Below are 24,886 nucleotides of genomic sequence, written 5' to 3' on the forward strand. Positions count from 1 at the left end.
AATAGCCCTCCGCGAAGATTTGATCAGTTGATCTTCACGCCCTTCGACCGCATGCGTGAAACCGTTTCCCGTTCGGCCCGCTTGCAGCGCATCGGCGGCAAGCCGCGATCCATCAGGTCCATGTCCTCAAGCACCATGTCGCCCATCTTCTTGAAGGCGCTGTCGAGCGCTCCGGCGCGATGCGCCGAGCGGATAAAGCCCTTGAGCTTGCGCACCGGATGATCGGATGGCAGCGGCTCTTCCGGATAGACATCGCTTGCCGCCACGATATGGCCTGAGGCAACAGCGGCCATCAGCGCATCGAAATCGACGACATCGGCGCGGCTGAGCAGGATGAAGGCCGCTCCCTTGCGCATGCTGGCGAAGGCCTCGGCTCCGAGAAAGCCCTTGTTCTCGCTGGTGACGGCGGCAACGACGAAGACGAAATCGCTCTTCGTCAGCACATCCTCCAGGCTTGCGGCCTCGACATTGTTTTCCTCGAGGATCGACTTCGGCTGCCAGGGATCGAAAACGCGCACCTTGGCGCGGAAGCCCGACAGCACTCGGCGCAGCGCCTTGCCGAGATCGCCGAAGCCGACGATGCCGATCTCCGATCCCGCAATCAGCCGGGCGCTGGCATTGCCCTCGCCGCCCCAGAGCTCGTTGCCGTCGCGAAAGGCGACATCGGCATCGACGATGCCGCGGGCAAGCGACAGGGCGAAGCCGAGACCGATTTCGGCCACCGGCTCGGCAAAGACCTGTCCCGTCGTGACCACATGGATGCCGCGCTGGAAGAGCACGTCATAGGGCATGTTGTTGATGAGATTGCTCTCGACATTGAGCACACAGCGCAGCGACGTCATCCGCGCCAGCGTTTCCTCCGACAGCGGTGGCTGTCCGATGACATAGCGCGCCTTGCCGAGCACCTCGTCGCCGAGACCGGCGATATTTTCGGGATCGGCCTCGACGATCTCGTATGTGTCGTGAAGCACCCGGCGCGCTTCATCGCTGAAGATCAGGTCGAGCGTGCGCGGTTCGGGCGCGCTAATCGCCAGGGGCTTTTCGGTCTTCGTCATCATCTCCTCCTCCCGCAGCCGCTTAAGGCTGCACAATCCTTATCTCAGCGCCACGCTCACCGGCATCGATCGACAGATAGGCGGCCGCCGAAATCAGCGGCCAGTCCTGCGGCCTTGCCAGCGCCACCGGACAGCCGATCCCATAGAGTGCCTCGGCAACCATTGCGCCGGTGACGACGATCGCATCGCGCTTCAACAGGATGATCCCCGCAGGGGCTGTCTTCAGCCGGATGGCTTCGGCCAGCACCGAGCTTCCCGAGCTCGATCCCCTGCCTGCCTCCATGACAAGGATCGCGCCGGTGATCGACTGGCCGCTTTGCGGATGCCACTGGTCAATGATCCTGCCGGTCGCCGAATCGACGCCGCCCCAGAAGCTGAGCGGCTCGGCGAGCACGAAGGCTGCCGCCGCAGCCTTGCCTTCCATCAGTGTCGTCGCGGAAAATGCCGTCACAGCCGCACCACCTTGCCCGAACGCGCCGAGGCCATGCATTCGGCGAGCGAACCAAAGGCAACGTCGACGCCGATATTGCCGGGTGCGTAATAGGCCCACTTGCCCGAGTTGGTCATCACCGCACCCGACATGTCGCGGATGATCGCCGTGACATAGGTGCAGGTATCGATGACGAGCGTCACGCCCGCAGCTTCCAGCGCCACGCGCCACCCGCGATTTTCAAGCTCCGCCAGAACCTCGCGATTGGTGTTGATGTAGATATCGATCGCCGCTTTCCCGCCTGCGAGCAGCGGCATCAGCCGCTCGAACTCGCCGATGGAAAAATGCGGCGTTCCCATGCTGACGGCTGCAAGCGGCGTCCCTTCCGCCACGGTCGAGAGATTGCGGATGGTGTCGCGGATATCGTTGCGGCTGAGCCGGATCGTCTCCCGCGGTTCGACCCCGCCACATGCCGCCTCCAGCGTCGGCGCCTCCGGCGTCAGACCGACGGCGTGAAACAGCGCGACGGCGCCCGCCGAGGCGGCAACGGCACCGAGTGCCTTCAGATCGTCCTCGGAGCTTTCCTTCGGCAGGCCGCGGATGACGGGGATGTGGTCACCGCAACGGCGGCCGATGGCGTGACCGGCAGCGACACAGATCGACCCGGCATCCCGCTCACCCTCGGCAAACTCCTCGATGTCGACGAGCACGGTCGCGCGCCGGTTTTCGGTGACGTGCAGCCCATAATAGGGCGCCCGGCCAGTCAACGCGCAGCAGAGATCGATGAAATCGCCGTAGCGATTGGTGCGCGCGCCGAGCACTGAATTGGCAAAGACGATGGCATTCGATTCCGCCCAGGCGATCTGCGCCCCGAAGCGCGGGCGGAAGATCGTCTGGTAGGGCGCGCAGGTGAAGGTCGGGACGCAGCCAAGCTCCTCATGCGCCCTCATCAGCCGCGCACCGTTGCGGCCAAGCGCCTCGTCGCCGCGGAAAAGTTCGGGATGGATGAGATCGACCGAACCGACATTCAGCGTCGTCGGCACGCGGACACGGCCGCCCCAGGACACCATGCGCTCGACGAAATCGAGGCTGACCTCGCCGAGATAGAGACAGCCGTCGATATGCGCCGCTTCGATATCCACCAGTTTTGTGGCGCCGACAGCCTCGGCGAAACGCACCAGAAGCCGCATGGCAAAAGCCGCCGCCTCACCATGGCGGCCGTCGAGCAGGGCTTTGTCATCAGGGGAAAGCTGAAGAGAGGAATGCATGGCGTCGACGCTATCAGCTCGTCTTGCGGGAGAGAAGATGGCTTGCGAATTCGACCAAAGGCGCACTCGACAAAACTGTCACAAACACTATGTCACAAAACCTTCACAATTTCATTTGCCAGTTCGTTTCTTTTCGTTTTGTATGCGGAAAGTTTCGTAACGAAACCGGCCGGTGAGATCGAGGAGGATCTGCGCCGGCAGGCCGTAATCCGTTCAAGACGGCACGGCAGGACACATAGGGAGGAACCATGTCCATTCGTTTCATGGCCGCATCCGCGGCAACCATCACCTTGTCGCTCTCGTTCGCTTCGAGTGCCTTTGCAGTGACCGAACTGCAGTGGTGGCACGCCATGGCGGGCGCCAACAACGAAGTGGTCAATCAGCTCTCCAAGGAATTCAACGAAAGCCAGAAAGACTACAAGATCGTTCCGATCTTCAAGGGCACCTACCCGGAAGCGCTGAATGCCGGCATTGCCGCCTTCCGCGCCAAGCAGCCGCCCGCGATCCTGCAGGTCTTCGACGCCGGCAGCGGTGTGATGATGGGCGCCGAGGGCGCGATCATGCCGGCAGCCCAAGTTCTCGAAAAGGGCGGCTTCAAGTTCGACAAGTCGGAATACCTGCCCGGCATCGCCGCCTATTATTCGAAGCCCGACGGCACGATGCTGTCCTTCCCCTACAACTCGTCCTCGCCGATCCTCTATTACAACAAGGACACGTTCAAGAAGGCCGGCCTCGACCCGGAAAGCCCACCGAAGACCTGGCCCGAAGTGTTCGAAGCCGCCAAGAAGATCAAGTCGAGCGGCGCATCGGCCTGCGGCCTGACCTCGACCTGGCTCACCTGGATCCAGACCGAGAACCTCGCGGCCTGGAACAACGTCTCCTACGGCTCGAACGAGAACGGCCTTGCCGGCACTGATGTGAAGCTCGCATTCAACTCACCGCTCTTCGTCCAGCATTTCCAGGCGATCGCCGATCTCGCCAAGGACGGCACCTTCCGCTATGGCGGCCGCACCTCGGAAGCCAAGCAGCTCTTCACCTCCGGTGAATGCGGCATCATGACGGAATCCTCCGGCGGTCTCGGCGACATCATCAAGACGGGCATGAACTACGGTATCGGCCAGCTGCCTTACTATGAAGGCGAAGGACGCCCGCAGAACACCATTCCCGGCGGCGCCAGCCTCTGGGTCTTCGCCGGCAAGAGCGACGAGGAATACAAGGGCATCGCCCAGTTCTTCCACTTCCTGTCGCAGACCAAGATCCAGGCCCGCCTGCACCAGGTATCCGGCTACATGCCGGTGACCATGGCCGCTTATGAAGACACCAAGAAGTCCGGCTTCTACGAAAAGAACCCGGGCCGCGAAACGCCGATCCTGCAGATGATGGGCAAGGCGCCGACCGAAAACTCCAAGGGCGTGCGTCTCGTCAACCTGCCGCAGGTGCGCGACATCATGAACGAAGAGTTCGAAGCGATGCTGGCCGGCAAGCAGGATGCCAAGGCAGCGCTCGACAAGGCCGTCGAACGCGGCAATGCCGCGATCCAGCAGGCAATCGGCCAGTAATACCGGCGTTTCCGCCCGCAGCCCTCAAGGCTGCGGGTGGCCCCTTCATGTCAAGGAGATCGCCGTGCAGCGCGTCGTCTTTCCGAACAAGATCCTTCCCTATTTCCTGGTCGCTCCGCAGATCATCCTCACGGTGGTTTTCTTCTTCTGGCCAGCAAGCCAGGCGCTCTATCAATCGATGCAGCGCGAAGATCCATTCGGCCTGAAGAGCGGCTTTGTCGGCCTCGCAAATTTTCGCGACGTCTTCGCCGATCCGAATTATCTGAACTCGCTCTATGTCACCGTTGTCTTCAGCGTGCTGACGGCGCTGCTCTCGATGGTCGTGGCGCTGGCTTTGGCGACGGCGGCCGACAAGGTGGTGCGCGGGCAGACCTTCTACCGGACGCTTCTGATCTGGCCCTATGCCGTGGCGCCCGCCGTCGCCGGCATGCTCTGGCTCTTCATGTTCAATCCCGCCATGGGCACCTTCGCCTATATCCTGCGGCGCAACGGCTTCATGTGGGATCCGCTTCTGAACGGCAACCAGGCGATGACGCTGGTTATCGTTGCAGCCGCCTGGAAGCAGATCAGCTACAATTTCCTGTTCTTCGTCGCCGGGCTGCAGGCGATCCCGAAATCGCTGATCGAGGCGGCCGCCATCGACGGCGCGCGCGGCAGCCGCCGCTTCTGGACCATCGTCTTCCCGCTGCTGGCGCCGACCACCTTTTTCCTGCTCGTCGTCAACACCGTCTATGCCTTCTTCGACACCTTCGGCATCATCCATTCGGTGACTGGCGGCGGCCCGGCCAAGGCGACGGAAACGCTGGTCTACAAGGTCTATAACGACGGCTTCGTGAACCTCAATCTCGGCTCGTCCGCGGCACAATCGGTGATCCTGATGATCATCGTCATCGCGCTGACAGCCTTCCAGTTCCGCTTCGTAGAGAAGCGGGTGCATTATGCGTGAGGGTCTGAAATGATCGAAAAACGCCCCCTCGCCAGCCTTATCGGCCATCTGATGCTGATCATCGGCATCATCATCGTTGCCTTCCCGATCTATTACACGTTCATCGCCTCGACGATGACGTCGGCCGAGATCATCAAACCGCCGATCTCGCTGCTGCCGGGCAGCCACTTCACCGAAAATTACACCGAGGCGCTGTTCGGCGGCGTCGAGCGCGCCGTCGGCGTCAGTCTCGAACGGCTGCTCTTCAACACCTTCGTGGTGGCGATCCTGATTGCCGTCGGCAAGATCCTGATCTCCTTCCTGTCGGCCTTCGCGGTGGTGTTCTTCCGTTTCCCGCTGCGCATGGTGTTCTTCTGGATGATCTTCGTGACGCTGATGCTGCCGGTCGAGGTGCGCATCCTGCCGACCTACAAGGTGATCGTCGATCTCGGCCTGATCGATACCTATGCGGGGCTGACCCTGCCGCTGATGGCCTCGGCAACCGCGACCTTCCTGTTCCGCCAGTTCTTCCTGACGATCCCCGGCGAATTGCTGGAGGCGGCGCGCATCGACAATGCCGGACCGTTCCGCTTCATGCGCGATATCCTGCTACCGCTGTCGCGCACCAATATCGCGGCGCTCTTTGTCATCCTGTTCATCTACGGCTGGACGCAGTATCTCTGGCCGCTGCTCGTTACCAACGACGCGCAGATGAACACCATCATCATCGGGCTCAGGAAGATGGTGGATTTCACCGACGCGGCGACGCCCTGGAATTTCGTGATGGTGACGGCGATCCTTGCGATCATTCCGCCCATCCTCGTCGTGGTGCTGATGCAGCGCTGGTTTGTCAAAGGTCTTGTGGAGACGGAGAAGTAATGGCCAGGATCACCCTCAACGATGTCCGCAAGACCTATGGCGGCGGCGTCGAAGTCATCAAGGGCGTCTCGCTCGAGATCGCCGACGGCGAACTCCTGGTGCTCGTCGGCCCCTCCGGTTGCGGCAAGTCCACGCTGCTCAGAATGATCGCCGGCCTGGAAGGCATCAGTTCCGGAGAGATCAGCATCGGCGACCGCGTCGTCAACGATCTCGAGCCCTCCGAGCGCGATATCGCCATGGTCTTCCAGAACTATGCGCTCTATCCGCATATGACGGTGCGCCAGAACCTCGCCTACGGCCTGAAGAACCGCAACACGCCGAAGGATGAGATCGAGCGGCGGATCGTCAAGGCGGCAAAGTCGCTGGAGATCGAGCCCTTTCTGGAGCGCAAGCCGCGCCAGCTCTCGGGCGGCCAGCGCCAGCGCGTCGCCATGGGCCGAGCGATCGTCCGCGAACCCGCAGCCTTCCTGTTCGACGAGCCGCTCTCCAATCTCGATGCGAAACTGCGCGTGCAGATGCGCGTTGAGATCAAGCGGCTGCAGCGGGCATTGGCGACGACCAGCGTCTACGTCACCCACGACCAGATGGAGGCGATGACGCTTGCCGACCGGCTCGTCGTCCTGAACGGCGGCCATATCGAACAGGTCGGGACACCGATCGAGCTCTACGAGAAGCCGGCGACGACCTTCGTCGCCACATTCATCGGCTCGCCGTCGATGAACCTGCTGGAGACCAGCGGCAGCGGCTTTGCGCTCGGCAACGGCGCCACGCCTTTGCCGCCGGGCACCGCAACGCTCGGTATCCGCCCTGAGGACCTGCATCTCGCCGAACCCGGCAAGCCCGATGCCTTCACGGCCGACGTCCGCGTCGGCGCGGTGGAACTCGTCGGTGCCGAAAGCTATGTCCACGGCACGCTGCCGAACACCCAAGACATCGTCTTCCGCGTCCCAGGCCGGTCACAGATCGCCATCGACGCCCGCGTGACGATCGGCGCGGCGCAATCAGCGCTGCATTTCTTCGACGCTGCGGGGAAGCGGATCGGCTGATCCTTCCATCTGATTTTTGTGCGATCCGCGAAGGGCCAGCCGACACCACGGCTGGCCCTTCGCGTTTCGGTCATGCCGACGCGCCAGAGCTCTGCATTTCGCCAAACAAGCAAACAGCTTGCAAAGCGCAATCGGTCGGCGTATTGTAACTTTCATGATGAAAGCTACTAGGTGCTGTCATGCAGAATAAAAGCTTCAAATCCATGCAGTGCCCTGTCGCCCGCAGTCTCGACCGCGTCGGCGAATGGTGGAGCATTCTGATCCTGCGCGATGCGCTACGCGGCGTGACGCGGTTTGACGAGTTTCAGAAGAACCTCGGCATTGCGACCGCGACGCTGACCCGGCGCCTCGACAATCTGGTCAAGGCAGGGTTGCTGGAACGGCGAGCGTATCAGGAGCGGCCGCAACGCTTCGAATATGTGCTGACGGCCTGCGGCGAGGACTTCCGCGCGGTCATCTGGTCGATGATCGCCTGGAGCAACCGGCATTTCGCACCTGAAGGGCCGAGCCTTGTCATCGTCGACAAGCAAAGCGGCGCCTGGGCCGATCCGGTGCTTGTCGACCGCAATACCGGAAACCCGCTCGCCAAGCCGCAATACGACGTCGCCGCCGGGCCTGCCGCCAGCGAGACGCTGCGATTGCGCTATCCCTTCCGCTCCGAAGCGTCCGGTACGGCGCTGATCGAGCGCCCCGCCCCCAACCAAGAACAATAAGACTGGAGCATGGCCATGAATAAGGTCGTGACTGAATCCGAACTGACCCAGGGAGCCATTTCCCTGAAGCCGAAGAGAAGCCTCAAGCGCCCGCTCGGCATCCTGGCGCTCATTGCCATCGCGGGCGGCGCCGGATGGTACGGATACTACTGGTCGCAGACCGGCCGCTATCTCGAGACCACCGATGACGCCTATATCGGCGGCAATACCACGGCGCTCTCGCCGCGGGTTTCCGGCCATGTCGAGGCTGTTCTGGTCGATGACAATCAGCGGGTGACGGCAGGTCAGTTGCTGGTGCGCCTCGACAGCCGCACATTCAAGACGGCAGTCGATCGCGCCGAGGCGGCAGTGCGCGAACAGCAGGCGAGCCTCGACAATCTTCACGCCCAGTCGGCGCTTCAGGCCTCGCTGGTGAAACAGGCGGAAGCCGATCTTGCTGCCAAGAAGGCGGCATCCGATTTCACCGAGATCGACGCGGTGCGCTACCGCAATCTGGCGACCCAGAGCACGGGAACCGAGCAGAACGCCCAGAAGGCGGTTCTGGCCGACACGCAAGCGAAGGCCGCAGTCGCCGCCTCCGACGCCGGACTAACGGCGGCGCGCCAGCAGATACAGGTTCTGGACACGCAGATCGCCCAGGCGCAATCGGCGCTCGACGGCGCCAGGCTCGATGCCGAGACAGCGCGGCTCAATCTCAGCTACACGGAGGTCCGCTCGCCTGTTGATGGCTATGTCGGCAACCGGGCAGCCCAGATCGGCGCCTTCGTCTCCGATGGCAGCTATCTCCTGAGCGTCATTCCTGAAAAGGGACTGTGGATCGACGCGAACTTCAAGGAAGATCAGCTCGCCGTCATCAAGCCTGGACAGAAGGTGACCGTGGTCGCCGATATCTATCCCGACCACGATCTGACCGGCAAGATCAGCAGCATCGCACCGGCTACCGGCGCCACCTTCAGCGTCATTCCGCCTGAAAACGCCACCGGCAATTTCACCAAGATAGTCCAGCGCGTGCCCGTCCGCGTGGCACTCGATGACACCGCCGTCAAGGATCAGGCGCTGCGGCCCGGCCTCTCGACAACGGTGACCGTCGACACCCGTCCCTGATCAGGAATAGACCATGACAGCCCCCGTCACGACTGCCCAGCCAAGCTGGGTTCGCAGTCTGCTGCCCTTCGTGGTGATGTGCTTCGGCATGTTCATCGCGCTGCTCGACATCCAGATCGTCGCCTCCTCGCTGCAGGATATCGGCGGCGGCCTGTCGGCCTCGCAGGATGAGATCAGCTGGGTACAGACCGCCTACCTGATCGCCGAAATCATCGTCATCCCGCTGTCGGGATGGCTGACCCGGGTGTTCTCGACGCGCTGGCTGTTCACCGCGTCGGCCGCCGGTTTTACGCTGACCAGCATGCTGTGCGGCCTTGCCTGGAACATCGACAGCATGATCGTCTTTCGCGCCCTGCAGGGTTTGCTCGGCGCCTCGATGATCCCGACCGTCTTCACCTCGTCCTTCCACTATTTCCAGGGACCGCGGCGCGTCTATGCGGCAGCGGTCGTCGGCACCATCGCCTCGGTCGCGCCGACGCTCGGCCCGGTTATCGGTGGCTGGATTACCGATACGTGGAACTGGCACTGGCTGTTTTACATCAACGTCGTCCCCGGCGCCCTGATCGCCGTGCTCGTCGCCATTCTGGTGAAGATCGACGAGCCCGATATCAAGCTTCTCAAGGAAGCCGACTATCCCGGCATCCTGCTGATGGCGGTGGCACTCGGAACGCTGGAATATACGCTGGAAGAAGGCACGCGCGCCAACTGGTTCGACGACCAGACGATCCGCACCACCGCTACGATCGCGGGCATCTCCAGCCTACTGTTTTTTATTCGCAGCCTGACCTATTCGAAACCGGTCGTCGATCTGCGCGCCTTCGGAAACCGCAACTTCGCCATCGGCTGCCTGCTCTCCTTCGTGACAGGCATCGGCATCTTTTCGACCATCTACCTGACGCCGCTGTTTCTCGGCTATGTCCGCGGCTTCAATGCCTGGGAGACTGGACTTGCCGTCTTTTCCACTGGGGCCGCATCGATGCTCGGCGTCCCCTTCTACATCATGCTCGCCAAGCGCTACGATATCCGCTGGCTGATGATGTTCGGGCTTGCCTCCTTCGGCATCTCGATGTGGGGCTTCAGCGCCATCACCCACGACTGGGGCGGCGACCAGCTTTTCTGGCCACAGGTGTTCCGCGGCTTTCCGCAGGTCTTTGCCGTCGCGCCCGCCGTGACGCTCGGGCTCGGCAGCCTGCCACCCGAACGGCTGAAATATGCGAGCGGTCTGTTCAACATGATGCGCAATCTCGGCGGTGCCGTCGGCATTGCCGTCAGCGCGGCAATCCTCAACAACCGCACCAACATGCATTTCAACGCCATCGCCTCCAACCTGACGCCTGCGAATGGTGCGATGGAGCGGCTGACGGGCGGCGTTGCTCGGCGCTATTCTGAGATCGCCGGAAGCATCAACGACGGGCAGACGGCCGCCCTGAAGCAGTTGTTCAGGCTCGCCTACCGCGAGGCCTCGACCATGGCCTATGCCGATGCCTTCCGGGTGATCATGGCCGCCTTCGTCATCGCCACGGCGCTGGTGCCGCTATTACGCAATGTCACGCCACCGAAGAGCCCGCAACCCGGCGGCGGTGGTCACTGAGAGGGAAGCGTAGTGCGACGGTGGCACGCGCCCCAAGCGATCAGCTCAACGCTTTGCGCTTTGAAGTAGTGTCTCGACCGCCGCCTTGGCGGAAGCAAAGGGTGCGGGATTGCGGCACACCTGTGACATCAGCAGTGCGCCCTGGAAGAGAATGGCGATCTGTTTTCCGAGGCCTTCGGGATCGGCCACGCCGAGACGCCCGCACATGCTGATGAAGCGCTGCTCGACATGGAGGCCGAGACGTTCGCCGCGCGCCGCAATGCCTTCATGCTTGCCGGCATATTCCTGGGAAGCCTTGATCCCCAGGCAGCCCCGGCGGTCTGCCTCCAGCTGCATGCGCCGGCTGTCGAAACAGGCGAGGATCTGCTGGCGCGGATCGCCATCTGTGGCCGTTGCCGGGGCAAAATAAGCGTCCGCGATGCCCTCGCCGTAATAATCGAGCACCGCTTCGATCAGGTCCTCCTTCGAGGCGAAATACTTGTAAAGCGTGCGCTTGGAGATGCCGCTCTCGGCCATGACGGTGTCGATGCCGGTGGCATGAAACCCGCCATCGTAAAAGCGGTCGAAGGCCAGCTTCAGGATCTCGAGCTTTTTGGCCGGGATGGGCGCGGCGTCGGGCATGTCTCATTTCCTCACGGGCGTATGACGACAGCTTTAGCAAACTGCGTTGACACGGTAAACAGATCTGTTTATCAATTCGCGAAGTAAACAGATCTGTTTACTAAATTTTCGAACCTATGGCCGCAGCGATGGCCCGGAAGGAAAGCAAATGTCACTGAGAGAGAAAACCGTCCTGGTTTCTGGCGCCAACCGCGGCATCGGCGCAGCCACCGTCAAGGAATTGCTCGGCGCTGGCGTCAAGAAGATCTACGCCACGGCCCGCAACGTCGCGTCGCTTCCCGATTTCGCCGATGCCCGCGTCGTGCCTCTGCAGCTCGACGTGACCGACGATGCCTCGGTCAAGCAGGCGCTTGCCGCCGCGCCCGATGTCGATGTGCTGCTCAACAATGCCGGAAGCCTGGCGTTCAACGATTTCATCAGTAGCACGCATGAAGAACTGAACGGCGACATGGAGACCAATTATTACGGAACGCTGCGGGTCATCCGCGCCTTCGTGCCCGGTTTCGTCGCCCGCGGCTCCGGCACGATCGTCAATGTCGTCAGCATCGTCGGCCTGGTTTCCGCCCCGCCGCTCGGCGGATATTCGGCCTCGAAGGCCGCGCTTCAGTCGCTGACGCAGACTTTGCGCGGCACGTTGAAAGCATCCGGCATCGATGTCATCGGCATCTATCCCGGCCCCGTCGATACCGATCTCGCCCGGCATATCCCGCTCGAAAAGGCGACGGCGGAGCATGTCGCGGTCAATATCGTCCGCGGCATCGAAAACGGCGATGCCTATATCTTCCCGGATCCGACCGCCCTGCAGATCGAGCATCTGTGGGCAAATGACGGCCGCAACCTGGAAGCTGCGATGGCCGCCGCCGGCTGATCGCCGCCTGCGGGTTCGACGGCGTGCCGCTTCCGCAAGAGGCTGCCGCCGAGATGGCCGAGCAGCATGGCCTCTTTTACTGGCGTGCCACAGTTCCTATTTGCTCTGGCACGCCGCTCTCGCATTATCGCGGCCGGCTTCCATTGACGGATTTTTCATGCGCCCTTCCGCCTTCTTCGTCCGCGTCATGGCCATCGGCCTTCTGATGCATCTCTATGTCGGCATCCGGCTGATACCCGCAGCACCCGTCGATGGTGCGCTGAAGTGGCTGGCGGTCATCGCCCTTGCCGCTTCCGTGACCCTGATACCGCTTGGCATGGCAGCCCGAATGATCAGCCGCCAGCCACTGTCAGATCTGCTGGCATGGGCGGGGCTCTCCGCCATGGGCTTCTTCTCGTCTCTGCTCGTTCTCACGGTCCTGCGCGACATCGCGCTGATCGCGCTCGCCATCGCCGGATGGGTATCGGGGGCGGGTACGCCCGTCCGGTCCTTTGCGGAATTCACCGCACTCGGCGTCCCCGCGCTTGCGCTGCTTCTCAGCCTTCTCGGCCTCTATTTCGCACGCCGCCGCGCGCCGGTGAAAACGGTTGATGTACCGGTCGCCGGACTTGATGCGGCGCTCGACGGCTTCACCATCGTCCAGGTCAGCGACATTCACATCGGCCCGACGATCAAGCGCGGCTATGTCGAAAAGATCGTCGCGACGGTCAACGCGCTGAAGCCTGACCTCATCGCCGTGACGGGCGACGCCGTCGATGGCTCGGTGCCGCAGCTGCAGAAGCACACGCAGCCGCTGGCGGACCTGGCGGCTCCCCATGGCACGTTTTTCGTCACCGGCAATCATGAATATTATTCGGGCGCCGATCCGTGGATCAGCGAGTTTCGCCGGCTGGGGCTGACGGTGCTGATGAACGAGCACGTGGTCATCGATCACCACGGCGCGCAGGCCGTCATTGCCGGTGTCACCGATTATGGCGGCGGTCATTTCGACCCAAGGCATCAGAGCGATCCGGCTAAGGCCGCCAAGGGCGCACCCGGCGATGCGTCCTTCCGGCTGCTTTTGGCCCATCAGCCGCGTAGCGCCCCCGAGGCTTCGAAGGCGGGTTTCACCCTGCAGCTCTCCGGCCACACCCATGGTGGCCAGTTTCTGCCGTGGATGTTTTTCGTGCGGATGCAACAGCCCTTCGTTCACGGGCTGGCAAAGCTTGGCGATCTCTGGGTCTATACCAGCCGGGGAACCGGCTATTGGGGACCGCCGATCAGGCTTTTTGCGCCTTCGGAAATCACGCGGCTGCGCCTTGTGCAAGGCGGCTGAGGCCGCCGCCTTGCAGGTGTTTTACTATCCGCTCAGCGTGCTGCCGTGTGCATGACGACGCCACCATCGACCGGCTCGATCGACACGGTGATCGCGGCGATGTCCTGGAGGCTCGCCACGTGGGTTCCAGCGCAATACATCTGCGCCTGCTTGCCATCGAGAAGGCATTCCCAGAGGCGCCGCGTATCGAGCGTCGAGGGAACCGGCGTGAGCGAGATGGCTGTGGGCTGAGAAAGCCAGCCGCGCAGCGTCTCGTTGATCGCCTCAATGACGGCCGGGAGGTCGGCGACGAAGCTCTCGAGTTCGAAGCCCTTTTTGCGCAGCGTCTTGCCGACGCGATAGGTATCGACCGACGCCTGCTCCGACAGCAGCGCGCTGACGATCGCTTCCTTGTCGAAATCGGGACTTCCGAGCGTATCGCGCGCGGCGCCCTCCTTGGTCCAGTAGCTCTTGGCGGCGCGGTTGAGCGCAAAGGCCGAGAGGTGAGCTGCCGTGTGGGCCAGGCTGAGCTTGCGCCGGCGGTAGGCATCGACCTCGATGCTGACGGTCTCGCCAGCAGCAGGCGCGTCACCTGTGATCACATGGATGACGACGCTCTTCCATTCGTCCCCGGTGCGGCCGAGCGCCCGGGCGTCTTCGCCGAGAACGAGCTCGCCGGTTTCGGCATTGGCCATGCCGGTCCAGGCATCGGTGATCTCCAGGCGCTGTCCGCCGGCCGTGATCATAACGCCGCGATCGGCGGGCTGGTCCGGCCAGCGGAAGCTCACCGGATGAACCGGCGTCTCATCGCATATGACGAGCGTGTTGCCGTCAGGCCCAGCAGCCGCAAACAGCACCTTGCCGCTGCCGCTCACATCGCCGCTGGCAAAGCCAATCCGTGTGCTGTCCCTGACATCTGTTTGAAAACGCATAATGCTATCCTTGATAAATTGGTCAAAGCCACTGCTTGAGCAGCGCGAGATCGACATTGCCGCCGGAAACGACGCAGACGACCGGTCCCTTGCCGCGCACCCGCTCGCGATTGGCAAGGAGACCCGCCAGCGCCGCGGCACCTGCGGGCTCGGGGGTGAGCTTGCAACGCTGCATCAGAAGCTTCATTGCGCCGACGATCGCTTCGTCGTCAACAAGCAACACGTCCTCGAACCGCTGGCGGACAAGCTCGAAGCACTTGACGCCGGCACTTGGCGCGGCCAGACCATCGGCGATCGTCTTGACGACAGGCAGCCGCACGGCGCTTCCCGTCTTCAGGCTTTCGTACATCGCCGGCGCCCCCTCGGGCTCGATGCCGACCAGCGAGACGGAATGGCTGTGGGCGATCGCCGCCTTGGCAAGCCCACCTGCCATGCCGCCGCCGCCCATGCCGAGGAAGATCGTCGCGACGTCAGGAAGATCCTCGAAGATCTCGCAGCCGAGCGAGGCATGGCCGGTCATCAGCGCATCGTCGTCATAGGAGGAGATATAGGTGAGGCCACGTTGCCGCGCTGTATCGAGGCAGAACTGCGCCGCTTCCTGCGGCGTGCCGTGCAGGATCACCTCTGCGCCGTAATCCTTGGTCGCCTGCACCTTGGTCGGGTTGGCGGTCGCAGCCATGACGACGACGGTCTTCACGCCGAGCGCCGTTCCCGCGTAGGCGAGCCCCTGCGCCGCGTTGCCGGCCGAAAAGGTGATGGCACCGGCCGCCCGCTCGGCATCGGAGAGGGACATCAGCGCCCAGATCATGCCGCGCGGCTTGTAGGAGCCGGTTTTCTGGAAAAGCTCCGCCTTCAGATAGACGTCCTCGCCGACAAGCTTGGAAAGCGTCGAGGAGTGCCAAAGCGGCGTGCGATGGATATGCGGCTGGACGGCGGCTCGGGCGCGTTCGATGTCGTCAAGCAGGCTCATATGATCCATCTCCGTCCGTTTCAGGAAAAATCGACGCTGGCGCCGAGCCCTTGCTCGGTGGCAGCCGTGTAAAGAAAATGCGCGCAGACGAGATCCTCGGCGGGAATCCCGAGCGACTTGTAGATCGTAATCTCATCGGCCGTCTGGCGCCCGGTCTTGCGGCCGATCAGGATCTCGCCGATCTCGCCGATGATATGATTGTCGCTCACGCGGCCCTCGCGTTTCGCGGCCAGAAACTCTCCGCCCTGCAGCAGCGTCGAGGGTTTGTAATCGACGAAGAAGCGCGAGCGCTCAACGGCATCGACGTCGATCTCGCGGGCGGCGGCAACGCTTGAGCCGACCACGTTGAGATGCGCACCCGGGCTGATCATCCGGCCGGCAAGAACAGGTTCGGCCGCACCCGTCACCGTGCAGATCAGACTTGCACCCGAAACAGCTGCTTCGACCGATGGGGAAACTTCGATGGCGCAATCGACAAGCGCCCGGCCCTCGCGGGCAAAATGTTCGGCGCGTTCCTGCGAACGGCCCCAGACACGGACACGGCTGAGCGTACGGACAGCCGCCATCGCCTTCAGATGCTGAAGCGCCTGTTCCCCATATCCGAGGATCGCCAGATCACTGGCGTCCGGGCGTGCCAACAGGCGCGTTGCGAGCGCGCTGGCGGCTGCCGTTCTGATGGCCGTCACCTCGCCGCCATGGACGATCGCCACCGGCGCACCGGTTTCTGTGTCGAAAAGCGCGATAATACCGCGATGCGATTGCAGTCCCTTGGCGCCGTTCTCGGGATAGACGGCCGTCAGCTTGGCGCCGAAGCCCGCCGGTTCCTTCATCGCCCCCGGCATCAGCCCGAAGCCCCGGCCGCGGTCTCCCGGCAGACCCATGATCCAGCGCGGCGGCTGCAGCGTTTCACCCTGGGCGGTCTGCTGCATCGCTTGCTCCATCAGATCGATGCAGACGGGCATGGTGAGGAGTTGGCGAACAACGGGTTGATCGATAATGCGTAATGTCATGCTTGGTTCATTTCGGGCATAGAGGTTTCGTCATCGAGCCGGATGCGCTCGACCATTTCACGGAAGACCTGGCGGCCGCGGAACCAGACCATCTCGCGCCAGTCGTCGCTGTCGGGGCAATGCAGATCGCGCCAGCGGCGGCGCGCGGCGCGCGCTTCGGCCGAGAGACGGTCGCCATCGCGCCACAGCAGCGCATCGTTGCGTTCCAGCCGCGCCCTCTGTCCATCCGCCAGCCATTCGCCGCCGAATTCCAGGCACATGGCGATGACATCGGCCTTGGCGATCTGGCGTTCGCAATAGCCATAGAAATGGCCGTGCTGGATGAATTCCTCATGGGCACGATCGCCTGCCAGCGGCGCCTCGATGGTTGGGCCGAAAAGGGTGCGCGCCTTCTCAAGCTGCGGCCCGCCGGACATGTGCCAGAGTGGAATGCCGTAGCCATAGGGGCCGTAGCCCGTGTGGACATCGACGACGGCGACGCGCCTGGCCTTGCCGCAATAGCGGGCGAAGATCTCATCGACAATCCGGCGGCTCCAGACTGGTGCCGACCCGCCATAGGATGGCGCATCCGGGAAAGAATACTGACCGCCCTGCAGGGTCATGCCGGAGGTCAGACGGCCATGCTTCTCGCGATAGGCGGCGAGCGCCGCATTGGCCGCGCTGCGCCGGCTGGTATCGTCCTCAGGGCACATCACGTGCTCGTAGAGTTTCGCATAATCGGGATTGGCCGGAACGCAGGCGAAATCGACATAGTGACGGTTGAGGTCAACATTCTCTTCCTGCTGACGCCGGTCCCAGGCCATGCCCCAAGGATTGATGGCATGGATATGCAGCATTGCGACGTCATCGGGCAGCGCCAAGTCGCGGTGCGCCCAGCCTGTCTGGCAGGCAGAACCTGCCCAGCCCTCGACACCATGGGTGCCCGAAACCGAGACGATCAGATATGGCGCATCGATGCGGCCGAAATAGGCGATATCGGTTGCGAGCTCTTCGCCGTCTGGACCTTTGAGCGGATGAGGAAAGGTTTCGAGAATTGCCGCATCCCGGCACGCATCGAGAAATTTCTGGCGCGCCGCGGGAAAGGTCGCCGAAAAATCCTCCAGGAAGCTGCGATCATACATGGCTACATTTCCCTGATATCATCACAGGCATAGCGGACATCACGCCAGCGCCCGTTCCGCCGTCGCGGCAAGCAGGCTTGCGCCACGCACGAGAATGTCGTCGTTGAAGTCGTAGTTCGGCAGATGCAGCCCGGCACTTTCGCCGGCAGTGCCGTTCCCGATCCAGATATAGGCGCCGGGCAGATGTTGCAGGAACACGCCGAAATCGTCGCCCGCCATCGTCGGCGGCAAGGTTTCGACCTCGCTTTCGCCAAAAAGCTCGGTGGCTGCATCGCGCATCAGCCTGGCTTCCGCCCGCGTATTGACGACTGGCGGACACAGACCATCGTCGAAACGGATCGCACCCTCCGTTCCGGCAATTGCCGCGGCCGAGCGGACGATCTCTTCGAGGCGGCGCTGGATCAGCTGCAGCACGTCCAGGCCGAAGGCGCGGAAGGTCCCCGTGAGGATCGACGTCTTGGAAATGATATTCTGCGCGTGTCCACCCTGGAAGGAACCGATGGTGACGACCGAGGCGCTGAGCGGATCGATGGCGCGTGCGGCAATCTGCTGGACGCCGGTGACGAAATGCGACCCGGCCAAGATCGGATCACCGGTCAGATGCGGCATGGCCGCATGCGCACCGGCGGCCGTGAACGTGACCTCGAATTCCCCGGTTCCGGCCATGACAGGCCCGTCGTGGACGACGATGGCACCGGCCCTGAGGCCCGGCCAGTTGTGCAGGCCGAAGACGCGCTCCGCCGGAAAGCGGGCGAGCAGCCCGTTGTCGATCATGTGCTGGGCGCCGCCATAGCGCTCCTCGGCCGGCTGGAAAAACAGATAGACCGTTCCGCGGAAACGCCGCGTGCGGGCAAGGTGCATCGCCGCGCCGATCAGGATCGCCACATGGCCGTCATGGCCGCAGGCATGCATCTTGCCGGGAATCTCCGACGCATAGGGACGGCCGCTCTGTTCCTCTATTGCCAGCGCATCCATATCGGCGCGCAAGGCAATGGCTGGTCCAGGGGCCGATCCGTGAATGACGCCGACAACACCGTGGCCACCGATCCCGGTATGAACCTCGATCCCGAGCTCGCGCAGACGCTCGGCGACAAAGGCTGCGGTCCACGCTTCCTCGAGCGACAGCTCCGGATGCGCATGCATGGTGCGGCGCATGTCCCGCAGCTGGGGGAAGGCATCCACTATCGTCTGAAACATGACGTCACCTCGTTGAACCCGGACACCGCACGCGGCGCGGCAGGCATCAGATATCTCCGGCGATAACCGCCGATGCGATCGCCACGTCCTGCACCGCCAGACCGGTGAGTGCTGCAACGGTCACCTGACCGGCGCTGGACCGCCCCTTCGCCGTGCCGGCGATGATCTGACCCAGTTCGCTGACGCGCTCGAGTTCGACAGTCCGGGCATCCAGCGCACCTTTCAGGTCGCCGCGCAGCGCGCCCTGGACGCGGCTATCGACGGCAACCAGATCGGCAGCGGCGAAAATATCGGCATGCAGTTCGCGCTTGTCGGGCGTATCGGCGCCCATCGCGGTCACATGCGTTCCCGGGCGGATCATGGCGCCATGGAGATGCGGCTCGTGGCTTGCGGTGGTCGTGACGATGATCCGGCAGCGTTCCGCCACATCCTCGACGCTCGATGCGACTGCGACCGTGTAACCGTCCTTGCGCATCCGCTCGGCATAGCTTTCGGCAGCTTCCGCCCGCCGGCCCCAGACGAGAATGTTCTTGCAGGGCCTGACGGATTGCAGGAATTTGACCTGAAGCTCGGCCTGCAGACCAGTACCGATGACACCGATCGTCTCGACGTTTTCGGGGGCCAGATACTTCGCCGCGACGGCGCCTGCCGCAGCCGTGCGTATATCCGTCAGATGGCCGCGATCGTCGAGAATGGCCGCAAGCGCGCCCGTCTGGCGATCGAAGGCCAGCATCACGCCGTTGCTGCTCGGCAGACCATGGCGCGGGTTCTCGTAGAAACCGGAGGCGATCTTGACGACATAGAACGCGCCGCCGCCGATATAGCCGTACTTGATATGCACATCGCCCGGCGGGTTGTCGAAGATCAACTCGCCCGGCGGCGGGACGATGGCTTCGCCGCGCGAGAAGGAGCGAAATGCCTCTTCCACGCAAAGGACGGGATCCACCGTCTCGAGGCGCTTTCTGATTTCCTCCGGAGAAAACAGCCGTGGCGCGCTCAAATCACGCTCCTCAGAACATCGCGGCTGATATTCGCGCCACAGATGACGGCGACCGAGCGGCCGCGGGTCCATTCGGCACCGGCCTTGCAAAGGCCCGCGAGTGCGACACCGGCCGCACCTTCGAGCAGCATGTGGTGGCCGTCGATGAAGGTACGCATCGCCTCGGCGATCTCTTCTTCTGAAACGTCGATCCAGTGATCGACGAGATCGCGGCAGAAGGGGAAGGTGATCGTATCGGATTCGAGGCCACCGGCCGTGCCATCGGAAAGCGTATCGTCAGACGGAAGATCGAGAACCGAACCGGCCTCGACCGAGCGCGCCATCACGCAGGATGCCGCAGGCGAGCAGCCGATGATACGGGTGTTCGGCGAGACGGCCTTGATATAGGCGGCAATACCGCCGATCAGACCGCCGCCGCCGACGGAGATGAAGAGGTTGTCTATCGGCTGGCTCTGACGCATCAGCTCGACGCCGATGGTGCCCTGGCCGCGCATGACCTCATAGTCGTTGTAAGGCGGAACATACAGGCAGCCATGTTCCGCAGCATAGGCGCGGGCGTGGATTTCGGTATCGATGCTGTCGTCACCGAAGAATTCCACCTCGGCGCCGAGGTTCCGGATATTGGCGACCTTCGAGGGCGATGCACCCTCGGGGACGAACACCAGACCCTTGCCGCCGATGACGCGCAAAGCATAGGCAACGGCAGCGCCGTGATTTCCGGATGAGGCGGTGACTACCTTGGTCTTCGTCGCCTCGCTGCCCATCGCCAGGATCTTGTTCAGTGCGCCGCGCAGCTTGAAGGATCCGGTATGCTGCAGGTTTTCAAGCTTGAGGAGAACCTCCTGGCCCACCCGGCTTGAAAACACCGGCGAAGGCTCCAGCAGGGTTTCCCGCGCGTATGGCCGGATACGGCGTTCTGCCGCTTCGATGGTCTCGGAAATGCTCATGTAAAACTCCATTCTTGAAGGCCGGCGCAGGATCGTCTCGGCGGACAGAAGATTAGACAGAAAATCCATCGGGAGACACTGCGTCTGCATCCACAACCTCGACTTGAGAAATTCGGTGCCGATACAGAAGCGATAAAAACCAGCGCTGAAATGCTGGTCCATGCCTCTATTACGCACTCCACTTCCTCCCTTCCAATCTCCTATACCCGGATCTCGTTTGAGACAATATGTCTGAATTGACAAAATGTCTCATCGGCCGTAACTGTTGCTTATGAAGGAAGTTCTGAAACCCTACGTCCCCGTTTGCCAGGCGATCGCAACGCTGCTGCAGCCGCATGCCGAAGTGGTTCTGCATGACCTCGCAACCGGCAACATCGCCTATATCGCCAACGCCTTTTCGAAGCGCCGGCCGGGCGACTCGTCGATGACCGATCTCGATGTGGCGATCTCGATCGACTCCTCGGTGATCGGGCCGTACCGCAAGACCAATTGGGATCGGCGCCAGCTTCGCTCCGTCACCGCAGTGCTGCGCGATCACGCCGAGCGGCCGGTCGGACTTCTCTGCGTCAACCTCGATATCTCCGCCTTCGAAGGTGCCGTCGAATTCATCCGCAACCTCATTCAGTTCTCGCCACCGTCGGATCCGCCGGCAGCGCTCTTCAAGAGCGACTGGAAAGAGGTGGTCAGCGCCACGATCGACGCATATCTGCGCGAGAAGCGGCTGACCGAGGCAGGCCTCAGCAAGGACGATCTGAGCGAACTGGTCGGCATTCTCGATCGCCAGGGCATTTTCTCGATCCGCAACGCCACACCTTACATCGCCGAGGTGCTGAAGATGTCGCGCGCGACGCTCTACAAGCACCTGAAAGACCTGAGGCAGAAAAAGAGCGGCAGCAATTCTTCCGAGAACTACGGATCCTTGGAGGAAATTTAAGGCCGCCCGGCGCGGAACGGCATCAGCGTTCCAAGGGCGGCTTCCGGCAAGCAACCACCATAATGATAAAGGGAACTGAGATGAACAGGACTATTGCAGCTGCAGCACTGACGGCATTCGGCCTTCTCGGGCTTTCGGCGACCACCGCCAGTGCCCAGGACACGCTGACCATCGCCACCGAAGGCGCCTATCCTCCCTTCAACTTCAAGCAGGCAGACGGCACGCTGGCCGGTTTCGACGTCGATATCGCCAAGGCGCTCTGCGACAACATGAAGGCCGACTGCAAGATCGTGGCGCAGGATTGGGACGGCATCATTCCTGGCCTTCTCGCTCACCACTACGATGCGATCGTCGCTTCGATGTCGATCACCGACGAGCGCAAGAAGAAGATCGCTTTCACCAACCCCTACTACCACACGGCTGGTGCGATGGCGGTTCTGAAGTCGGCGCCGCTGCCGGGCAACACGCCTGACGACCTGAAGGGCAAGACGCTCGGCGTTCAGTCCTCCTCGACCTTCTCGACGCTGATCGAAGACAAGTACAAGGACGCCGAAGTCCGCCAGTATGGCACCGTTGACGAAGCGCTTCTCGATCTCGTCGCCGGCCGCGTCGATGCCGTCATGGCCGACAAGATCACGCTGACCGAGTGGTTCAAGAAGTCGGGCAACGATTGCTGCCAGCTGACCGGCAACGACATCAAGGACTCGCACTATCTGGGTGACGGCGTCGGCATCGGCATCCGCCAGGCCGAACCGGAGCTGCAGGAAAAGATGAACAAGGCTCTGGCCGCGATCGTCGCCGACGGCACCTACAAGACGATCAACGCGAAGTACTTCCCCTTCTCGATCTACTAAGCCCGCTCTGCCGAGCCCCTGGAGACGAAGAGGCATATGGAAACTCTCGGATTTGGCGCGAATGGCTGGGGCGGTCAGCTACTCGCCGGTACTCTGCTGACGGTAGAGCTGGCGCTGACGACCCTGCCCTTCGGTTTCGCGCTGGGGCTCGCACTCGCCTTGATGAAGAATGCCCGCAGCAAAGCGCTGCGGGCATTCGGCGAAGCATTCACCACCGCGTTCCGCGGTCTGCCCGAATTGCTGACGCTTCTCCTGATCTACTACGGCTCCTCTATCGCCATCCGCACGATCGGCGAATGGATGGGCTACAGTGTCAATCTCGAACTCAGCCCGTTCATCGCCGGCGTTATTGCGCTCGGCGCCGTATTTGCCGCCTATTCCAGCGAAATCCTTCTCGGCGCGCTGCGCGGCATCGACCGCGGCCAGATCGAGGCGGGGTTGAGCCTCGGTCTCAAGCCCTTTCCGCTGTTCCTGAAAGTGATCTTTCCGCAGCTTCTGCGCCCGGCCCTGCCGGGGCTCGGCAATTGCTGGCTGGCGCTTCTCAAGGAAACGTCGCTTGTTTCGGTCATCGCCCTCGACGACATCCTGCGCCAAGCCTATCTGGCATCCGGCCAGACAAAGCAGCCTTTCCTGTTTTACGCCGCCGCCTGCGGCATCTATTTGCTGCTGACGATGATCTCGAGCACCGTGCTCTCGGCACTCGAGCGCTACGCCAATCGCGGTTGGGGAGACGCCCGATGATCGATCTCGACGTTTTCCAGCAATATGGCGGGCGGCTATTCTCAGGCCTGCTCATCACCATCGAGCTGACGGTGATCTCCATTGCGCTCGGGGCAATCCTCGCCGCGTTCCTCACCTGGGCACGCCTGTCCGGTCCCAAGGCGGTGAGGGCTGCAGCCTATGCCTATTCCTATGCCGTACGCGGCACGCCGCTGCTCGCCCAGGTGTTCCTGGTCTATTATGGCTCGGGACAATTCCGGCCGGAATTGCAGGCCCTCGGCCTCTGGCCGCTGTTCCGCGAGCCGCAATTCTGCGTGCTTTTGACCTTCAGCCTCAACACTGCGGCCTATCAATCCGAGATCTTCCGCGGTGCGGTGCTTGCCGTTCCGCGCGGACAGATGGAAGCCGCCAAGGCTCTTGCTCTGAAACCGTGGCTGGCGATGCTGATGATCGTCGCGCCGCAGGCGGCGCGTCACGGCCTGCGTGGTTTCGGCAACGAAGTCGTACTCGTCCTCAAAGGCAGCGCGGTGGCGAGCGTCGTCACCGTCTACGACCTGCTCGGGGCCACGCGCTTCGCCTTTCAGCGCACCTACGACTTCCAGCTCTATGTCGCCGCAGCGGTCATCTACATCGTCATCGTCGAAATTCTCAGGCGCAGCTGGAATCACCTCGAGGCACGCTTCCGCCTGAAAGGCGCCCGCTGAACGCTTCCCGGGGCCTGTATTCATCACCAACATGAATCGATCCAGCCGCACCGATTCCTATTCGTCGTTGGACGCCGGCACCGCGCGAATGCGAATCTCGGGGTATGGATGTCGTCCTCCTCACACGCCGCGATCCGGCCCGCAACATGGCCCGGTTCTATCTCGTATCGATCGAACGAAGCCTGTTCGGCGATCATGCCGTCCTGCGCTGCTGGGGCCGCCTCGGCACGAAAGGACACAGCCGGCTCGATCTCTACGCCGGGGCTGAGCAGGCCGCTTCGCGCATGACCCGCCTCGTCCGCGCCAAGCTCAAGCGTGGCTATGTTACAGGCTGATGCCTGTTCGTGAAGGAACGTGCTTGTCCACAGCTGCGTTTGGCTGACGGTGGCAATCGCGCGCCTGTCATGCGATTGACTGAAACGGAATCGCTGACGAGGACATGATGGCTTTCGATTTCGGCATGCTTCCGATTGCGCTTGCGGCGGCAATCGTCACCCCATCGGCCGCGCCGCAGGACACGTCTCCGCCGATGCTGCCCTTCGGCATTGCGCAGGACATGCGTCCTTCGGCGCTTGGCTGCGAGGCGATCGATGGCGGCAGCAGCAGCGCGGATGCGACCGGGCAATATGTCTGTAAGGGGGCCCCGGAAGCCAGCAGTCTCTTCAACGAGTATATTCTCGCCTATGTGAAGGGCACCGGGATCTGCAACATCTCGGCGGTCTCGCCTTATATCGCCGGCGACGAAGATGGCCGCAAGACTCGCGCCCTGTTCGCCAAGGCCTACCAGCTGATGAGCCGCCAGCTTGGAAAACCCGACGAGACCGTCGACCGTGCCGAAGACGGCGAGCTGCGCGACAACAGTCAGTTCGAGGCCGCGATCATCAACGAAGACAGGCAGATTTTCGACCAGTGGAACGATCTGTCGCTGCGTTTCGGCAACGCTGAATCGGCCAGCCTGACGATATCGGGCAGCGAGGATCTCGGTCTTGCCGTCTATGGCATCTTCCGTTTCGCCGGCAATGACGACTGCCTGCGCAAGCTGGAACTCGCGACCGGACGTTCGGCCGGAGAGTGATCGCAGCCACCTCTGAGCCCTGCGGCACGCCATCGCAGCGTGTCCGGGCGCCGCTATCTGGTATGGCTT

Annotated in this window: 26 protein-coding genes; 15 read left to right on the plus strand and 11 right to left on the minus strand. The window is 62.6% G+C overall.

From position 1 onward, the window contains the following. Positions 1 to 23 precede the first annotated feature (23 nt). The 3 genes from AC1DJO_RS04425 to AC1DJO_RS04435 are packed head-to-tail and all read right to left on the minus strand — an operon-like array spanning position 24 to position 2,753. Positions 24 to 1,055 (minus strand): hydroxyacid dehydrogenase, encoded by a 1,032-nt coding sequence (locus AC1DJO_RS04425; RefSeq protein ID WP_477969397.1) that lies wholly within the window; start codon positions 1,053 to 1,055, stop codon positions 24 to 26. Positions 1,056 to 1,077: 22 nt separating this feature from the next. Beyond that, positions 1,078 to 1,506, minus strand: coding sequence for an aconitase X swivel domain-containing protein (locus AC1DJO_RS04430; protein WP_477969399.1), 429 nt, complete (start codon positions 1,504 to 1,506; stop codon positions 1,078 to 1,080). Then, positions 1,503 to 2,753 carry an aconitase X gene (locus AC1DJO_RS04435; RefSeq protein ID WP_477969401.1) on the minus strand — a complete coding sequence of 417 codons (1,251 nt, stop codon included), beginning with the start codon at positions 2,751 to 2,753 and terminating at the stop codon, positions 1,503 to 1,505. Before AC1DJO_RS04435 ends, AC1DJO_RS04430 begins: the two co-directional genes overlap by 4 nt. 248 nt (positions 2,754 to 3,001) lie before the next feature. Between AC1DJO_RS04435 and ugpB the strand changes: the two genes are divergently transcribed. The 7 genes from ugpB to AC1DJO_RS04470 all read left to right on the plus strand — a co-directional run bounded on the left by ugpB (position 3,002) and on the right by AC1DJO_RS04470 (position 10,570). After that, positions 3,002 to 4,312, plus strand: a complete 1,311-nt coding sequence (gene ugpB, locus AC1DJO_RS04440) for a sn-glycerol-3-phosphate ABC transporter substrate-binding protein UgpB (protein WP_477969403.1) — start codon at positions 3,002 to 3,004, stop codon at positions 4,310 to 4,312. A gap of 64 nt (positions 4,313 to 4,376) precedes the next feature. Next, on the plus strand, positions 4,377 to 5,258 hold the full coding sequence (ugpA, locus tag AC1DJO_RS04445) for a sn-glycerol-3-phosphate ABC transporter permease UgpA (protein WP_112388824.1): 882 nt from the start codon (positions 4,377 to 4,379) through the stop codon (positions 5,256 to 5,258). A gap of 9 nt (positions 5,259 to 5,267) precedes the next feature. Further along, the gene (ugpE, locus tag AC1DJO_RS04450; protein ID WP_477969405.1) at positions 5,268 to 6,116 is read left to right on the plus strand and encodes a sn-glycerol-3-phosphate ABC transporter permease UgpE; all 849 of its coding nucleotides are present in this window, start codon (positions 5,268 to 5,270) and stop codon (positions 6,114 to 6,116) included. Beyond that, entirely contained in the window at positions 6,116 to 7,162 is a 1,047-nt protein-coding gene (locus AC1DJO_RS04455) for a sn-glycerol-3-phosphate import ATP-binding protein UgpC (RefSeq protein WP_477969407.1), read from the plus strand. Before ugpE ends, AC1DJO_RS04455 begins: the two co-directional genes overlap by 1 nt. 179 nt (positions 7,163 to 7,341) lie before the next feature. After that, positions 7,342 to 7,875 carry a winged helix-turn-helix transcriptional regulator gene (locus tag AC1DJO_RS04460; protein ID WP_112388821.1) on the plus strand — a complete coding sequence of 178 codons (534 nt, stop codon included), beginning with the start codon at positions 7,342 to 7,344 and terminating at the stop codon, positions 7,873 to 7,875. Between the two features lie 15 nt (positions 7,876 to 7,890). Further along, a complete protein-coding gene (locus AC1DJO_RS04465) occupies positions 7,891 to 8,979 on the plus strand; it encodes an HlyD family secretion protein (RefSeq protein ID WP_477969410.1) in 1,089 nt (362 codons plus the stop codon). A 13-nt stretch (positions 8,980 to 8,992) separates the two neighbouring features. Further along, complete coding sequence (locus AC1DJO_RS04470) at positions 8,993 to 10,570, plus strand: DHA2 family efflux MFS transporter permease subunit (RefSeq protein WP_477969412.1); 1,578 nt, start codon at positions 8,993 to 8,995, stop codon at positions 10,568 to 10,570. Between the two features lie 45 nt (positions 10,571 to 10,615). On the opposite strand, the gene AC1DJO_RS04475 is transcribed toward AC1DJO_RS04470, so the two are convergent. Then, positions 10,616 to 11,191, minus strand: coding sequence for a TetR/AcrR family transcriptional regulator (locus AC1DJO_RS04475; RefSeq protein ID WP_477969414.1), 576 nt, complete (start codon positions 11,189 to 11,191; stop codon positions 10,616 to 10,618). Positions 11,192 to 11,339: 148 nt separating this feature from the next. On the opposite strand from AC1DJO_RS04475, the gene AC1DJO_RS04480 reads away from it, so the two are divergent. Together AC1DJO_RS04480 and AC1DJO_RS04485 are read left to right on the plus strand one after the other, a co-directional pair. Then, on the plus strand, positions 11,340 to 12,059 hold the full coding sequence (locus AC1DJO_RS04480) for an SDR family oxidoreductase (RefSeq protein WP_477969416.1): 720 nt from the start codon (positions 11,340 to 11,342) through the stop codon (positions 12,057 to 12,059). A gap of 157 nt (positions 12,060 to 12,216) precedes the next feature. After that, positions 12,217 to 13,374 carry a metallophosphoesterase gene (locus tag AC1DJO_RS04485; RefSeq protein WP_477969418.1) on the plus strand — a complete coding sequence of 386 codons (1,158 nt, stop codon included), beginning with the start codon at positions 12,217 to 12,219 and terminating at the stop codon, positions 13,372 to 13,374. 32 nt (positions 13,375 to 13,406) lie between these two features. Here AC1DJO_RS04485 and AC1DJO_RS04490 read toward each other — a convergent pair whose 3' ends face one another. Genes AC1DJO_RS04490 through AC1DJO_RS04520 form a run of 7 tightly spaced genes read right to left on the minus strand, consistent with a single transcriptional unit; the run spans position 13,407 to position 20,530 of the window. Further along, a complete protein-coding gene (locus tag AC1DJO_RS04490) occupies positions 13,407 to 14,285 on the minus strand; it encodes a hypothetical protein (RefSeq protein ID WP_477969419.1) in 879 nt (292 codons plus the stop codon). A gap of 22 nt (positions 14,286 to 14,307) precedes the next feature. Beyond that, on the minus strand, positions 14,308 to 15,255 hold the full coding sequence (locus AC1DJO_RS04495; protein WP_477969420.1) for a threonine ammonia-lyase: 948 nt from the start codon (positions 15,253 to 15,255) through the stop codon (positions 14,308 to 14,310). Between the two features lie 20 nt (positions 15,256 to 15,275). After that, positions 15,276 to 16,265 carry an ornithine cyclodeaminase family protein gene (locus AC1DJO_RS04500; RefSeq protein ID WP_477969422.1) on the minus strand — a complete coding sequence of 330 codons (990 nt, stop codon included), beginning with the start codon at positions 16,263 to 16,265 and terminating at the stop codon, positions 15,276 to 15,278. Next, on the minus strand, positions 16,262 to 17,386 hold the full coding sequence (locus AC1DJO_RS04505; protein WP_477969424.1) for a DUF2817 domain-containing protein: 1,125 nt from the start codon (positions 17,384 to 17,386) through the stop codon (positions 16,262 to 16,264). The genes AC1DJO_RS04500 and AC1DJO_RS04505 overlap by 4 nt, the downstream gene beginning before the upstream one ends. 39 nt (positions 17,387 to 17,425) lie before the next feature. Beyond that, the gene (locus AC1DJO_RS04510; RefSeq protein ID WP_477969426.1) at positions 17,426 to 18,583 is read right to left on the minus strand and encodes a M20 metallopeptidase family protein; all 1,158 of its coding nucleotides are present in this window, start codon (positions 18,581 to 18,583) and stop codon (positions 17,426 to 17,428) included. A 46-nt stretch (positions 18,584 to 18,629) separates the two neighbouring features. After that, on the minus strand, positions 18,630 to 19,583 hold the full coding sequence (locus AC1DJO_RS04515; protein ID WP_477969428.1) for a Rossmann-fold NAD(P)-binding domain-containing protein: 954 nt from the start codon (positions 19,581 to 19,583) through the stop codon (positions 18,630 to 18,632). Next, complete coding sequence (locus AC1DJO_RS04520) at positions 19,580 to 20,530, minus strand: threonine/serine dehydratase (protein WP_112538306.1); 951 nt, start codon at positions 20,528 to 20,530, stop codon at positions 19,580 to 19,582. The genes AC1DJO_RS04515 and AC1DJO_RS04520 overlap by 4 nt, the downstream gene beginning before the upstream one ends. Before the next feature lie 271 nt (positions 20,531 to 20,801). Between AC1DJO_RS04520 and AC1DJO_RS04525 the strand changes: the two genes are divergently transcribed. The 6 genes from AC1DJO_RS04525 (at position 20,802) to AC1DJO_RS04550 (ending at position 24,817) form a co-directional block, all read left to right on the plus strand. Then, positions 20,802 to 21,464 carry a helix-turn-helix transcriptional regulator gene (locus AC1DJO_RS04525; RefSeq protein ID WP_112388810.1) on the plus strand — a complete coding sequence of 221 codons (663 nt, stop codon included), beginning with the start codon at positions 20,802 to 20,804 and terminating at the stop codon, positions 21,462 to 21,464. Positions 21,465 to 21,544: 80 nt separating this feature from the next. Beyond that, the gene (locus tag AC1DJO_RS04530; protein ID WP_477969430.1) at positions 21,545 to 22,318 is read left to right on the plus strand and encodes a lysine/arginine/ornithine ABC transporter substrate-binding protein; all 774 of its coding nucleotides are present in this window, start codon (positions 21,545 to 21,547) and stop codon (positions 22,316 to 22,318) included. 36 nt (positions 22,319 to 22,354) lie between these two features. Beyond that, a complete protein-coding gene (locus tag AC1DJO_RS04535) occupies positions 22,355 to 23,059 on the plus strand; it encodes an ABC transporter permease subunit (RefSeq protein WP_112538262.1) in 705 nt (234 codons plus the stop codon). Further along, on the plus strand, positions 23,056 to 23,742 hold the full coding sequence (locus tag AC1DJO_RS04540) for an ABC transporter permease (protein ID WP_477969432.1): 687 nt from the start codon (positions 23,056 to 23,058) through the stop codon (positions 23,740 to 23,742). The genes AC1DJO_RS04535 and AC1DJO_RS04540 overlap by 4 nt, the downstream gene beginning before the upstream one ends. Before the next feature lie 104 nt (positions 23,743 to 23,846). Further along, on the plus strand, positions 23,847 to 24,077 hold the full coding sequence (locus AC1DJO_RS04545) for a WGR domain-containing protein (RefSeq protein WP_477969434.1): 231 nt from the start codon (positions 23,847 to 23,849) through the stop codon (positions 24,075 to 24,077). A 107-nt stretch (positions 24,078 to 24,184) separates the two neighbouring features. Beyond that, positions 24,185 to 24,817, plus strand: coding sequence for a hypothetical protein (locus tag AC1DJO_RS04550; RefSeq protein WP_477969436.1), 633 nt, complete (start codon positions 24,185 to 24,187; stop codon positions 24,815 to 24,817). The last annotated feature ends 69 nt before the right edge of the window (positions 24,818 to 24,886 follow it).

It is taken from the genome of Rhizobium sp. 05N430 (genome assembly GCF_056396985.1).